The sequence below is a fragment of the Neorhizobium turbinariae genome, from assembly GCF_023223505.1.
Lineage (GTDB): Bacteria > Pseudomonadota > Alphaproteobacteria > Rhizobiales > Rhizobiaceae > Neorhizobium > Neorhizobium turbinariae.
Map to the genome: position 1 here is coordinate 1 of NZ_JALPRY010000033.1, position 13877 is coordinate 13877.

At 58.9% G+C, this 13877-nt stretch carries 12 protein-coding genes; 7 read left to right on the forward strand and 5 right to left on the reverse strand.

What is annotated here, in order from left to right:
* Positions 1 to 203 precede the first annotated feature (203 nt).
* Positions 204 to 1487, reverse strand: a complete 1284-nt coding sequence (locus M0654_RS21660; protein WP_248684870.1) for an epoxide hydrolase family protein — start codon at positions 1485 to 1487, stop codon at positions 204 to 206.
* Positions 1488 to 1654: 167 nt separating this feature from the next.
* On the opposite strand from M0654_RS21660, the gene M0654_RS21665 reads away from it, so the two are divergent.
* From M0654_RS21665 to M0654_RS21675, 3 genes are all read left to right on the forward strand, one after another.
* Positions 1655 to 2587, forward strand: a complete 933-nt coding sequence (locus M0654_RS21665) for a LysR family transcriptional regulator (RefSeq protein WP_248684871.1) — start codon at positions 1655 to 1657, stop codon at positions 2585 to 2587.
* Positions 2588 to 2729: 142 nt separating this feature from the next.
* The gene (locus M0654_RS21670) at positions 2730 to 3443 is read left to right on the forward strand and encodes an SDR family NAD(P)-dependent oxidoreductase (RefSeq protein ID WP_248684872.1); all 714 of its coding nucleotides are present in this window, start codon (positions 2730 to 2732) and stop codon (positions 3441 to 3443) included.
* Positions 3444 to 3553: 110 nt separating this feature from the next.
* Entirely contained in the window at positions 3554 to 3811 is a 258-nt protein-coding gene (locus M0654_RS21675; RefSeq protein ID WP_248684873.1) for a tautomerase family protein, read from the forward strand.
* A 5-nt stretch (positions 3812 to 3816) separates the two neighbouring features.
* On the opposite strand, the gene M0654_RS21680 is transcribed toward M0654_RS21675, so the two are convergent.
* Positions 3817 to 4485, reverse strand: a complete 669-nt coding sequence (locus M0654_RS21680) for a VOC family protein (RefSeq protein ID WP_248684874.1) — start codon at positions 4483 to 4485, stop codon at positions 3817 to 3819.
* Positions 4486 to 4699: 214 nt separating this feature from the next.
* Between M0654_RS21680 and M0654_RS21685 the strand changes: the two genes are divergently transcribed.
* From M0654_RS21685 to M0654_RS21700, 4 genes are all read left to right on the forward strand, one after another.
* On the forward strand, positions 4700 to 5986 hold the full coding sequence (locus M0654_RS21685; RefSeq protein ID WP_248684875.1) for an epoxide hydrolase family protein: 1287 nt from the start codon (positions 4700 to 4702) through the stop codon (positions 5984 to 5986).
* Between the two features lie 44 nt (positions 5987 to 6030).
* Positions 6031 to 6846, forward strand: a complete 816-nt coding sequence (locus M0654_RS21690) for an SDR family NAD(P)-dependent oxidoreductase (protein WP_313791101.1) — start codon at positions 6031 to 6033, stop codon at positions 6844 to 6846.
* A gap of 98 nt (positions 6847 to 6944) precedes the next feature.
* Entirely contained in the window at positions 6945 to 7973 is a 1029-nt protein-coding gene (locus tag M0654_RS21695; protein ID WP_248684876.1) for a D-cysteine desulfhydrase family protein, read from the forward strand.
* 49 nt (positions 7974 to 8022) lie between these two features.
* The gene (locus M0654_RS21700; protein ID WP_248684877.1) at positions 8023 to 8622 is read left to right on the forward strand and encodes an NADPH-dependent FMN reductase; all 600 of its coding nucleotides are present in this window, start codon (positions 8023 to 8025) and stop codon (positions 8620 to 8622) included.
* 287 nt (positions 8623 to 8909) lie between these two features.
* Here the strand turns inward: M0654_RS21700 and M0654_RS21705 are convergent, their stop codons facing one another.
* The 3 genes from M0654_RS21705 to M0654_RS21715 all read right to left on the reverse strand — a co-directional run bounded on the left by M0654_RS21705 (position 8910) and on the right by M0654_RS21715 (position 13875).
* Positions 8910 to 9299 carry a response regulator gene (locus M0654_RS21705; RefSeq protein WP_248684878.1) on the reverse strand — a complete coding sequence of 130 codons (390 nt, stop codon included), beginning with the start codon at positions 9297 to 9299 and terminating at the stop codon, positions 8910 to 8912.
* Between the two features lie 24 nt (positions 9300 to 9323).
* Complete coding sequence (locus M0654_RS21710) at positions 9324 to 11255, reverse strand: PAS domain-containing sensor histidine kinase (RefSeq protein ID WP_248684879.1); 1932 nt, start codon at positions 11253 to 11255, stop codon at positions 9324 to 9326.
* Between the two features lie 241 nt (positions 11256 to 11496).
* Entirely contained in the window at positions 11497 to 13875 is a 2379-nt protein-coding gene (locus M0654_RS21715) for a PAS domain-containing protein (RefSeq protein WP_248684902.1), read from the reverse strand.
* Between the last annotated feature and the right edge of the window lie 2 nt (positions 13876 to 13877).

Consider the following 13877-nt stretch of genomic DNA (forward strand, 5'->3'; position numbering starts at 1 on the left):
AGCTAATCACCAACTCAAGACAGACGGCCTTCGCCGAAGGCATACAGCCTTTCCAAACTAGGCGTGGAGTCTCTGGATGATACCCGCTTGTTGATCGAGGTTCTATTGTGCGATGGTGTCGATGCCATGTGCAGACGGCCAAAGTGCGCGTATGCCGTCGACTTTGGCCGTCTGCACATGGCATCGAGAGAGGGTATGGCAACTCAGGTCCGAAGGCTACGGAATGCGGCTCTGAGCTCTTCACAAAATACCTTGGTCTGCTCCCAGGCAGCGAAGTGGCCGCCCTTCGCGAGCGTGTTGAAGTGGATCAGGTTAGGGTATGCCCGCTCGGTCCAGCTTTTCGGCGCCGCGTAGATCTCGTCCGGAAAGACGCTCACGGCGACCGGGATCCTGACGTTCTTCACGGCAAAAAATTCGAGCTTGTTTTCCCAGTAGAGACGGGCCGATGACACGGCCGTGTTCGTGAGCCAATAGAGCGTCACGTTGTCGAGGACGTCATCCCGCGTAAGGCCCTCGGTCTTGCCGTCGAATACGCGCGCTATGAGCTCGTAGCTCCGAATGTCATGGTCTATCATCCATGCCGCGAGTCCGACCGGAGAATCCGCGATGCCGACGAGCGTCTGGGGCCGGTTGGCCATCTCGATCGCATAACCGAGGCCGTGCTTATAGAAGTCGTCAAGCTGATCGTAGGCACGCTCTTCGTCTGGTGACAGACCCGCTGGTTTCGTGCCGCCGGGACGGAGCGCGGCAGCGATGTCGTCTGGCACGGTCGCCGGCATGTTGACATGGATGCCGAGAAGCTCCGGCGGCGCGATCAACGCCATCTGCTCCGTCACGGCGTCGCCCCAATCGCCGCCCTGCGCTACATATCGCGCATAACCCAGACGTTTCATCAGCTCGATCCACGCATGGGCGACCCGAACAGGATCCCACCCTCTTTCGGTAGGCTTTCCTGAGAAGCCGTAGCCGGGGATAGAAGGGATCACGACGTCGAAGGCGTCGGAAGCCAAGCCGCCATGCGCGGTCGGATCGGTGAGCGGCTCAACGATCTTCATCTGCTCGATGACCGATCCGGGCCACCCGTGCGTTACGATAATCGGCAGGGCGCCCTCGTGCTTCGATCTGACATGGATGAAGTGAATTTCCACTCCGTCGATGTTCGTGGTGAACTGAGGCAGCGCATTGAGCCTGGCCTCGACTTTTCTCCAGTCGTAGTCTTCGGCCCAATACTTCGCGAGCTTTTCAATTGTAGCCGATTGGACGCCCTGCGAGCTGTCATCGACGATCTCTCGCTCCGGGAAGCGTGTTGCCTTTATACGACGGCGGAGCTCTTCGAGCTGCGCTTCCGTGGCCTTGTACTTGAACAGATGAATTTCTTTCCCGCTTTCCTTTGCCATCGCTGCCTGTACCGGCAGCACGCTTATTGCTCCCGCGACCGCGACACTGGCAAGAAGGCTCCGACGGGAGACCGATGGGATGGATGACATTGCGCTCTCCTTTTGCTGGGATTGGACGCGCCAAAGCCTCCCACCGGATTGTCCGGCGAGCTATTGCACCAAAGTGTCACCGATACCATCGGATCAGTTCTCGGATATTTACTTGGCGGTCAAACCCTTGGATGAGTGTGTGGGGAAACGAGCGTGCGGAGCAGAGGATGGATCGCATCGACGCAATGAAGGTGTTCGTCACCGCCGTGGAAGAGGGCAGCCTCGCTGGCGCCGCGCGGCAGCTCAAGCGGTCCCCGACGGCAATCAGCCGAGCGCTCGGCCTGCTAGAACAGCACGTCGGCGTGGAGCTGCTGCACCGGACTACGAGGAGCCTGAAGCTGAGCGAGGCTGGGCAGCGATACGTGGAAGCGTGCCGCAGGGTGCTGCTTGATTTGGAGGAGGCGGACCTGATCGCCGGAGCGGAGCGCTCATCCCCTCGGGGCGTACTCACCATTTCTGCGCCGCCGATCCTAGGCGAGGAAGTTCTGCGGCCGATCCTCGACGATTTCCTCCGGCAGCATCCGAGCGTCTCGGTTCGGCTCCTGATGCTGGACAGGTTCGTCAACCTGGTGGACGAGGGAATCGATGTCGCATTGCGCATCGGCAATTTGGCCGATTCGACCCACATCTCGATGCGCATCGGCGGTGATGTAAGGCGTGTCGTGGTCGCCTCTTCGCAGTATCTTTCGAAAAGTCCGGTCATCGACGAGCCTTCCGACCTCTCCAAACATCAGATCATCGCCTTTTCCAATTTCGGATTGGAGTCCTGGAGCTTCTCGTCCTCCAGCGCATCTCCGGCTCCGAGAACGGTGCACTTCTCTCCGCGCTACGTTGTGAACAGCGTACGGGCGGCCGCCGCATCCGCGGCGGAGGGGATGGGTGTGACGAGGCTGTACTCCTATCATGTGACGGACTTCGTTCGAGAGGGCCGCTTGCAGATCATTCTTGCGGGCTACGAACCGCCCGCTCTGCCGGTTCATTTGCTTGCGCCGCAGGGTAGGACCGCCGTGCCGAAGGTGAGAGCCTTCCTGGATTTCGCCGCCCCGAGGCTCCGGAGCGAACTGGCGCGTATCGCCTCAGAAGCCGACGCTCTGACATGATTATCCCGAAAATCGGTTGAGTGACCTCCTGTTGACGGCAATTCACGCGCCGAGTGATAACATCTAAATCAAGAGCACCAACGCGGAGGTCGCGTGGCCCGGCCTGGACACGAAGGTCGGCGCACTTGAAAGGATGCATATCATGAGCAGTCAACAGAAGGTGGCCATCATTACGGGGGCCTCCCAAGGCATCGGTGAAGGCCTCGTCAAAGCATACCGTGACCGTGACTACAAAGTCGTGGCCACTGCGCGGTCAGTCAAGGAAGGTTCCGACCCCGGCGTGATCGCCGTGGCAGGGGACATTGCAAAACCCGCGACGGCGGAGCGGGTCGTCGGCGCGGCGCTGGAGCGCTTCGGCCGCATAGATACCCTCGTCAACAACGCGGGCGTGTTCGTAGCGAAACCCTTCATCGACTTCACGCAAGAGGACTACGACCAGAACTTCGGCGTCAATGTCTCCGGCTTTTTCCACATCACGCAGCGTGCGGCGAGATCGATGTTGCAGCGCGGCGCGGGACATATCGTCAACATCACCACCAGCCTTGTGAATCAACCTATCGCTGGCGTTCCCGCAGCGCTTGCGTCGCTCACGAAGGGTGGCTTGAACGCCGTCACTAAGGAGCTCGCCATCGAGTTCGCGAAGACCGGCGTGCGCGTAAACGCCGTCTCTCCTGGGATCATCAAGACGCCGATGCACGCTCCCGAGACCCATGAGGCGATGTCGGCGCTCCACCCGGTGGGCCACATGGGCGAGATTCGCGACATCGTCGACGCGGTGATCTATCTCGAAAATGCGAGCTTTGTCACCGGCGAGATCCTTCATGTGGATGGCGGGCAGAACGCCGGTCGCTGGTAGAGGACGGGAGCTCCGGTTCAGGTCGGCGCTCCCGCCGACCCGCAGGCGACGCACTGAAACTCACCACCAAACTTCCCGAGCTGAGCTGGAAAGTATCGAAAGGGTAGATCATGCCAATTGTCACCGTACAGGTAACGCGCGAAGGAACGACGCCCGACCGCTCGTCGGTAACGGCCGAGGAAAAGGCCGCTATCATAGCGGGCGTCAGTCAGGTCATGCTGGAAGTTCTCAACAAGCCGCTGGAATCCACCTATGTCGTTATCGAGGAAGTCGACCTTGAGAACTGGGGATGGGGTGGTGTTCCGACAGCAGAATATCGGAAGCTCCTGTCAAAGAAATCTGGCGAGCGCGACAAAGTCGGGAAATGATCCGGTTACGTCGGCAGCGGATCGCCCGACTGCTCCGCAATCATAAATGCCGCATACCAGTCGGGCCAGGTTTCGTCATGCCTGCCACCCGTCCGCTTCTCATGTTCACCGTGCGCGGCGGCGGCCCGCCGCAGAGCACCGGCCAAGTCGCTCACGGAGGTGAAAGCCGCGCGGTTTTCATCGACCCGGCCGGGCAGTCTCGTCGTCACCTCCTGAAAGACCCAACCGTTTCCGTCCGGATCGCTGAAGGAAGCGAACGAACCATAGCTGGCTCGTTCGGGGTGCGGGCCGGGGAGCCGTCCTTCGGCACCCTGGCGATGGAAAATACCGCCGGCGTCGTGGAACACTTCGCTTATCTTCGCGCCGCAGGAAGAAAGCGCGGCGTGGGCTACTTCGACGTCCGGAACCACGAGATGAAGCCCCTGCAACGAGCCGGGAGCCGCCGTCGTGATCTTTGTTCCGAATATCACGGAGCAGGGCGAGCCGGGCGGCGTCACTTGGACGACCCGGAAGCCATCCTGGCCCGAGACGTCGGCGTCGAGCCGCCAGCCAAGCTTCGTATAGAACGTTTTCGCGCGATCGACGTCGGACACGGGGATGACCACGACCTCGAGCTTCATGTCGATCTTACGCAGGGCCATGTCTGTCATATGTTTCGTTTCCTGGATCGTCATCTCGATCTCCCTCGCGTGAACAATCGTCTGCGTTGTCCGCCGACGATGGGCCGGCCCCAGTCCGCTGTCCATTATGCGATGGTGTCGGTCCCCCGAGGGGCACTTTCCACTGATCCTTAGGTATCGACGATACCATCGTGCAATGGCTTCCGAGCCGGCGCAGGACGATCCCTATGACGCATCCAGTTCAATCTGATCCCCAATGGAGGATGTCATGTCAGAAGAAGTTAAAGTGCAAGCAGTCGCGTCGCCGACCAGGCGCGAGCTCGTCGCCACCACCGCGGCAACGGCAGCCCTCAGTATTTTGCCGCGGCCGGTTCGTGCTAGCGGAGGCGGCGATGCAGTCCGCCCCTTCAAGGCGGTCATCGACCAGAAGGAGGTCGATGAACTTCGTCGGCGTATACGCGCCACCCGCTGGCCCGGAAAAGAAACGGTGGCCGACCGGTCCCAAGGAGTTCAGCTTCACAAGTTGAAGCCGCTCATCGAATATTGGGGCACCGAATACGACTGGCGGAAGGGCGAGAAGAAGTTGAATTCGCACCCGCAATTCACGACGGAAATCGACAGCCTTCTCATCCATTTCATCCACGTGAAATCGAAGCATGAGAACGCGCTTCCTCTGATCATGACACACGGGTGGCCGGGGTCGGTTTTCGAGCTTCTCAAAACGATCGGGCCGCTCACGGACCCGACCGCACACGGCGGTCGCGCCGAGGACGCCTTCCACGTCGTACTGCCCTCCATGCCAGGCTACGGCTTCTCCGGCGTTCCGGCCGAAACTGGATGGGGCCCCGATCGTATCGGGCGCGCCTGGCACGTGCTCATGAAAAGGCTCGGTTATGACAGCTACGTCTCTCAGGGCGGCGACTGGGGGGCGGTGATTTCCGACGTGATGGCCCGCCAGGCGCCGGAAGGGCTGCTGGGTATCCACGTCAACATGCCCGCGACCGTGCCGCCGGACATCGCGAAGGCGCTCACGAACGGGGAACCGGCCCCGGCGGGTCTTTCCGCGGACGAAAAGGCCGCCTACGAGCAGATGAACGCGCTCTACACGAAGGGCTCGGGCTATGCGCTGATGATGGTCACCCGCCCCCAGACGCTGGGCTACGCGCTGACGGATTCCCCTGTTGGGCTTGCCGCCTGGTACTACGACAAGTTTGCCGACTGGACCTACAGCGGAGGCAATCCTGAGAAGTCCCTCACGATGGACGAGATGCTGGACGACATCTCACTCTACTGGTTCACCGGAACCGCGACTTCCGGCGCGCGGCTCTACTGGGAAAACAACGCCAACAACTTCAATGCGGTGGACGTCTCGATTCCCGCGGCGATTACAGTGTTTCCAGGCGAGATCTATCAGGCTCCGAGAAGCTGGGCCGAACAGGCCTATCACAACCTCATCTACTACAACAAAGTCGATCGGGGCGGCCACTTCGCAGCCTGGGAGGAGCCCGATCTCTTCACCTCCGAATTGAGAGCCGCGTTCAAGTCGCTGCGCTAGCGGCTCGGGTCGATCTTCAGCAGACACATCTAAGGAGAACCAAGATGACTGAATCAGCCAACGGCACGGCTCTCATCACCGGCGCGTCCTCGGGCATCGGCGCGATCTATGCCGACAGGCTCGCGCGACGGGGATACGACCTTATATTGGTCGCACGCAGCCAGGATGCACTCACGAGTGTGGCCAAGGACATCTCCGATGCGACGGGGAGGGAGGTGACCACCATCCGGGCGGATCTCGGCCAGAAGGGTGACCTCTACAAGGTCGAAGAAGTCCTTCGGACCGATCCCTCGATAACGATGCTCGTCAACAACGCCGGCGTCGGGGCGGTCGAACCGCTCCTCACGTCGAACGTCGACGACATGGAGCGGATGATCACGGTAAACGTCACGGCGCTCACCCGTCTCGTCTATGCAGCCGCCCCCTCATTCGTTTCCCGCGGGGGCGGAACGATAGTCAACATGGCCTCCGCGTTGGGGATAGCACCCGAGATCCTCAACGGCGTGTATGGAGCGACGAAAGCCTATGTCATCGCCTTGACGTTCTCCCTTCAGAAGGAGCTGTCTGAAAAGAACGTCCGCATCCAGGCAGTTCTTCCGGGCGCAGTCGAAACCCCGTTCTGGGCAGCCTCGGGAGGTTCGCTCGAGAGTCTTCCCGAACAGATTATCATGAAGGCCGACGACGCGGTCGACGCCGCACTTGCCGGGCTCGACATTGGCGAGCTGATCACTCTCCCCTCTGTGCCGGATGCTGACGACTGGAACGCCTACGAGGCAGCCCGGCAGAAACTGATGCCGAACCTTTCGCGCAATGTCCCGGCTGCCCGGTATCGGACGCCGGAACCAGCGCAGACCCGTTAGCAACCGGCGCCGCTGCCGGCTCGCCGCAGGCCTCACCTATTCGGCGTGCGGCATCCCGGTCGTGGACAACAATCGCCGTAGATCTGAGAGGAACGACAATGCACGACCTCGGTCTGCTGGATCCTTTCCCGCGAGTACGTCTGATGCAGGGTCTGACGCCGATCCAGCGCCTGTATCGTCTTGAGCAGGTACTTGGCGACCGGCTACGAGGCGTCTCCGTCTGGGCGAAGAGGGACGATCTCATGGAGCTGGGTGGCGGGGGCAACAAGCTCCGCAAGCTCGAGTTCCTGATAGGACAGGCGAAGGACGAAGGCTGCGACACGATTGTTGCCGTGGGCGGAGTTCAGTCGAACTTTGCGCGACTGGCCGCCGCGGCCTGCGCGAGAACAGGGCTTGCCTGCGAACTGGTGCTTGCGCAGATGGTTCCCCGAGACAGTACGATCTACCAGGACAACGGCAACGTGCTGCTGGATCGGCTGTTCGGGGCAGCCGTACATATTCTCGCCAAAGGCGAGGACCCGGTTGCTTTCGTGAATGACCGGTCGGCCGAGATCAGTGCGGCCGGACGGAAGGCATTCACGGCCGCCCTCGGAGGGTCAATGCCGGTGGGATGTCTCGGCTACGTCGATTGCGCCTTCGAGGTTGCAATGCAGTCGTCCCGCATGGCTGTCAAATTCGACGAGATTGTCATACCAAACGGCAGTGGCGGCATGCACGCCGGCCTCGCGGCGGGAATGGTCATTGCCGGTGGCGATCCCTCGCGGATAAGGGCGTACACGGTCCTGTCGCCAAAAGAAGCAGCCGTTTCCGCAACAGTAGACAAGGTCAATGCCGTTCTCGCGCTCCTTTCAAAGGAGGCGCGAGTGGACGCGGCGGATCTAACAATCAGCGGCGGCCAGCTCGGCGGCGGCTACGGCATTCCCACGCCGGCGATGGTCGAAGCAGTTAGAACCGTTGGTCAATCGGAAGGACTGCTTCTCGACCCAGTCTACGGAGGGAAGGCATTCGCCGGTCTGCTTTCTGACATCGAAGAAGGCGTCATCGCCCCTGGATCCAAGATCCTGTTCGTAATGACTGGAGGTTCTCCTGGGCTCTACGCATATGCGGACGCCCTCGAAAGCAACTGATACTCGAAACGAGTGTTCATCAAGATCAACCAACATAATTGAGGACGTCATGCCTTTGAAGCCAAAGATCGCAATCATAATCGGATCGACCCGTCTCACCCGCTTCGCCGACAAGCCAGCACAGTGGATATTGAAACAGGCGCAGGCCCGCGAGGACATTGAGGTCGAACTGATCGACCTCCGCGACCACCCAATGCCCCTCTTCGACGAGGTCGCGTCGAACGCTTGGGTGCCAAGCCAAAACCCCGAAGCTGTCCGGTGGCAAGAAACAGTCGGCCGCTACGATGGCTACATCTTCGTAGTCGCAGAATACAACCACTCCCTTACCGGGGTGCTGAAGAACGCGCTCGACCAAGCCTACAAGGAATGGATCCGAAAGCCGTTCACCGCCATCGCATACGGCAGCATGGGCGGCTCTCGCGCGCTGGAACACTTGCGCGGGATCGCGGTGGAGCTGCAGATGGTATCGACGCACGCGGCGGTCCATATCGGCGGCGTGGATTTCTTTTCGGTAGCGCCGATGGGCGGCAACAAGCCGATCGAGGAGATCGAGGCAAATCTTCTGCCGTCGTCCAAAATGGCGCTCGACGAATTGGTTTGGTGGGCAAAAGCAACCATGGCTGCCAAAGCCTCAGAAACCTACCCGTGAACCTAGGCCGAGGACCGCTTTCGCACTTCCCTGGCTCGTCCAACGAGATAGAAAAATTCCTGCTTTCCAAGTCTCCGGAGGATGCTGTTCGCGCTCCGGAGGCATAGGACCAGTCGCCCGGCATCCAGAGCTGCCGACGCCTTGCCTCAATATCAAGTCATTCACCTTAGTATCATGACATATGGGGATTCCCCGACAGGGGAGTGCTTGCCGCTAGATGGTACAATTATCGTTCCCACAACCCCGTTGATGTCGAGACCGGTCGTAAGCTGCTCGATATCTAAGGCCTACGATCGATCGCTTCCCGGTCGGCTGGATGTGCTGAGTGAACTCTCGATGGCGTCTCGAAGCTCATCGTCCCCGAAAGGCTTCATCAGCACGGGCACGGCCCCAAGAAGGCTATCCACAGAGGGTATGTCCCGGTTTGCGGTTATGAAGATCGTGGCTATGGATTTACCCAGACGGGTCAGTTCCCTCGCAAGTTCAGGCCCCGTCATTCCCGGCATGGCGATGTCGAGTAGGAGGAGATCCGTAATGTCCAGGTAGGGCGACTCCAGGTAGTCTTTCGCCGAGTCGAAGGCTTCGACGTGGTAGCCGAATTCGCGCAGTAGATCTGGCAAGGATTCTCTGACTGATTCGTCGTCATCCACCACGGCTAGGCGGGGCTTTTGTCGCATGACTCGTTGGCTCCCACCTGGATGCTAGTTTGCGTATCTAGGTATCGAAAAATAAAATGTGGCGCCTCGCTCTTTGTTCTGCTTGGCTCCGATCTTTCCATCCAGACTTTCAACGATCGCGCGGCTGACTGAGAGGCCTATGCCCATTCTGTTGTCCTTGGTCGTATGAAAGGCGTCGAAAAGCTTCTCAGTATCTGGTCCCAAGCCTATACCTGTGTCCGAGACAGAAAGCGTGACGCAGCCGCCGTTGAACTTTGTTTCTGCTCGAACCCGACGGTCGTCCCCCCCGCCCGACGAAACCGCCTCTAATGCGTTCAGAAACAGGTTGAGGATCACCTGCTGAAGCTGGATTCTGTCTCCGCGCACCTTCGGAATTGTTTCGTCGAGCCGCAGGTCCAGCAGCACAAGCCCACGCCAAAACTCGCTACGGAGGATCGCGCCCACTTCGCGTGCGGCTTCGTTTAGATCCACTGCCTCTACAGTGAGAGCTTCTCTCATGAATAGGGCCCTCAGGCGTTTGACGACCTCGGCTGCCCGAGTGGCATCGCGCAAGGATCGGCGGACGGTTTCAAGCGCCTTTTCCAAGTCCGGACTATCCGCCGACAGCATGCGCAGGCAAGCGTTTGCATTGTTCAGGATGCCTGCAAGCGGCTGGCTTACCTCGTGAGCGATTGATGCGCTCAGTGTCCCGAGGGCAGATACCCTGGCAACGTGGGCAAGATCCGCCCGAACCCTGTTCAAGGCTTCCTCTTGTTGCCTGGCTTCAGTGATGTCTTGCACGGCTCCTACGAAGGTTTTCCCCGCCTCGTCTGCGAGAAGGCGCCCGACCGTCTTGATGTTCTTGGTGGTCCCATCTCTCATTATCAGCCGGAACTCGCCCTGGAAATCTTCGCCGCTCCTGGCACGCGAGATCATACTGCCGACAGAAGGACGGTCCATTGGGTGTACAAGCTCTAGCGCCTCAGCCCAAGGCGTCGAACTCGGAGTGGCGTCGAAGATGCGGTACATTTCGTCGGACCAACGGCTTTCGTCACTCGACAAGTTCCAGACGAATATGCCGGTCTTGCTCAGCTCCTGGGCAATCGTCAGGTGATAGTTCGCCTGCCGCAGTTCGCATTCCCGCTTCCGCAGAGTCATCTCCGACAATCTGCTTTCCGTAACGTCCTGCACGATCCCCATGAAGATCGGTCGTCCGTCGAGATTGTAGATCATCCGAGCGATGCCACGTATGTATCGCAAACCTCCCTTGGGTGTGATCACTCTGAACTCGAAGTCGCCGTTGTGTCCGGTCCGACCACGCTCGATTTCACTTTCGAAGAGAGCGAGGTCGTCCGGATGTACACGCTCGCGAACTCTGTCGACGGTGGGAGGTGCGTCCGCATCTATTTCGAAGATGCGATAAAACTCCTCCGACCACCTATTCTCGTCGCGTTGTAGATCGGACGTAAAGCTTCCGGTTGAACTCAGACGCTGTCCTTCCCGAAACTGTGCAGTTATACGCCGCAGCTCTGCAAGTTCCCCGTGTCTTTTGGTCTCCGAAGCAGACATGTTGCTTTTCGAGTCAAGCTCGGTTTCGGCTGCTTTGAACGGGCATCCGTGCATGCCCATGAGGTACCAGCCACGATCGCCACTTGCGAGGTCAAACGGGGCGACATGGAAATGGAGGTTGCGAAAGTTGCCGTCCCGCGCCTGCAGGCGGGCTGCAAGGTCCGTCCCTCCGTCGCCCGCCAATGCCCGCGCGCGCGCATTGCCGATCTTGTGAATGTCCAATGGATGTATGGCATTTATCCATGACGTCCCGTCGATCGTCGAGGCGTCAAGTCCTGTGAAAACGTCCCATTCTCGATTGGAGAACCAGATCACATCCTCCCTGTCTGCGACAACAATCAGACTCGGGATCGTCTGAATGAGCCCGAGATAATCGATGTGGGATCGTCCCACTCTATGGTGAACCATCCTTTGATCCTAAGATCGGGGCAGGGGTTATCTGTGCTCACGCCTGCTAGCAGCTACATTAGCAACCGAGCTTGGCTCTCATGGTCCAACATCGTCAATGATACTTTGGTGTCGCCGAAGCGAAGATCCAGCTAGGCTGACCCGAGCACACTTCCGATTACGAAGAAGGGTCTGCGGTCTTTGCCTCTGCACCTAGGAGCATTGGTCGTAGGTGTGTCCGGGGCACGGGATTGCGTAGCGCTCACGGACGAGCTTGTCGAGGAATGGAAAAGGCGACGGTTGCGCCAGGTCCATTGTTCATTTCGGCCCACATAACTCCACCATGGTTTTCAATGATAGAGCGGCTGATTGAGAGCCCGATTCCCATGCCATTTCGCTTAGTAGTAAAAAACGCCTCGAAAAGTTTATCTGCATTTTCAGCGGGGATTCCTATCCCTACGTCCGCGATCGACAAGACCGTACTACCTACGGCATCCGAGTGCGTTCGTACAACCATGCTCCGGGGTCCCTCAATGTCGGCCATGGCTTCCGCCGCGTTCAGCAGCATGTTCAGGATCACCTGTTGTAATTGAATGCGGTCCCCCGTGATCGTTGGCACTTCTGGGTCGAGTTGGACGGTCACGGCAATCGATCTGTCCCGCATGTCCTTCGACGACAGTGCGATCACCTCTCTGGTGATTTCGTTAAGGTTGGTTTCCTCCATAACCGGAATCTGGCGATTGAACATTACGCGGAGACGTTTAATCACCTCGGTCGCGCGCATGGTATCACGAATGGTCCTCCGGGCCGTCTCGGACGCGGCGGCGACATTCGGCGGATCTCTCGCGAGCAAACGTAAGCAAGTATTCGCGTTGGCGAGAATGCCTGACAGCGGCTGGCTGACTTCATGCGCGATCGAGGTCGTGAGCGCGCTGATCGTCATAGCGCGAGAGACATAGGCCAGGTCTTCTCTAGCTTTCGTGAGAGCTTCCTCTCCGCGGCGGAGGGCATCTTCCGCGCGCTTCGAGTTCGTAATGTCTTGAACCGTCCCCATGAAGACTGGATAGTCCTCTATTTCGTGGGTTACCCTTGCCAATCCTCGTATGAACTTGACCGAAGCGTCCGTTGTGACAATCCGGAATATGAAATCCGCGCCGTCGCCTGACAACCCTCGCTGAATTTCTGTATTGAATAGTTCGAGGTCTTCGGGATGGACGCGTTCCCGGACGGCGTCGATGCTTGGCTTCAGGGTAGGGTCGAGATCTAAAATCCGGTAGAATTCCTCGGACCAGATGTTCTCGTCTCGCTGAATATCGAACGTGAAGCTCCCCGTCGAGCTAATGCGCTGAGCGGCGACAAGCTGAGCTTGGCTTCGCCGGAGCTGTGCCTCGCGCTTCAGCAGAGCTTCTTCATGACGCGTCCTGTCGATCGATATGCCAGCGATGAGCAGTGCTCGGTCAATCACCTGTCGTTCATGAGGTGTGAACGCAACGTGTCGATGACGATAGATAGCGAAAATCCCAGCGGTGTTGCCGTAAGGAGAAAGTATCGGAATGGCCAAGCAAGCATTGAAGTCGTTGACCAGCATTAGCTGTCCAATCGCACTCTCTCGGAGGCCATCACTGGCACAATCGAGGACCTCAGCTTTCTTCCGGCTGATGGCAGCCGAGGCACAGGGTCCAAGTCCAACGTCCACAGCCTTTCCGTCAAAAATTTCCTTGAACTCGTCCGGAAGGCTAGGTGCCGCGCCGACCCGAAAATACTTGCGGTCCAGAGACAGCTCGAGAACGCAGCAAGAGCAATCTGTGCTCAAATCTTCAACAAGACGACAAAGCTTATGGAGGACATCTGCAGTTGGCGCGCCCCGAGCCACCATTTCGAGTATTTTTACCTCGTTGGCGAGGAGGTAGCTGGCATGCCGGAGGTCTTGCGCGTCGTTTTGAAGCACAAAATAACGAGCGACTCTTCCACCGGCGTCGCGAATGGGAACCATCCGGACGTCGATCCAATGCAAGTTGCCGCTGCCGTGAACAGCCTGGTAGGAACCTGCATATGGCTCCCCGTTCTCCAAAAGGTGTTTCAGTGGTCCGGTGATGCCGATGAGTTCATCGGAATCAAGATTGTCCATCCGGCGCAGCGGGTGAGGACCGCGCGCAAGCCCATGCCACCGCAAAACCTCCTGGTTCGCGAACTCCAGTTCTATTGTAGGGCTTACCAAAAGCGCTTGCGTTGGCAGCGCATCTAGGAACCTTTGCATGCGGCCGTCGGAATTTGGGAAATGGCCATCGGCGGATGACTCATCGCTTCCAATTGCTAGCCAGCAATATCCTTGATTCAGGCTATCGCTCAGCGGAGAAGCCGAAACAGCAAACCAGCGGTACTCGCCATCTGAGCGCCGCAGTCGCACATCAGTCATTAGGTGGGAGCCTGTCCGCTGGGCATTCTCCAGCCTCTCGACTATTGAACTCGTGTCATCGGGATGCAACGCAGTCAGCCACTGGATTCGGCCGCTCGGTTCCCATTCAAGACCAGTATACGCTTCAAAGTGGCGATTGGCGTAAGTAGCCGCGCCCGTTTCGTCCGTGGTCCAGACGAGGCCGGGTAAGTGCTCTAGGACACTTGCTGCACTTGGTTTAGACAGAC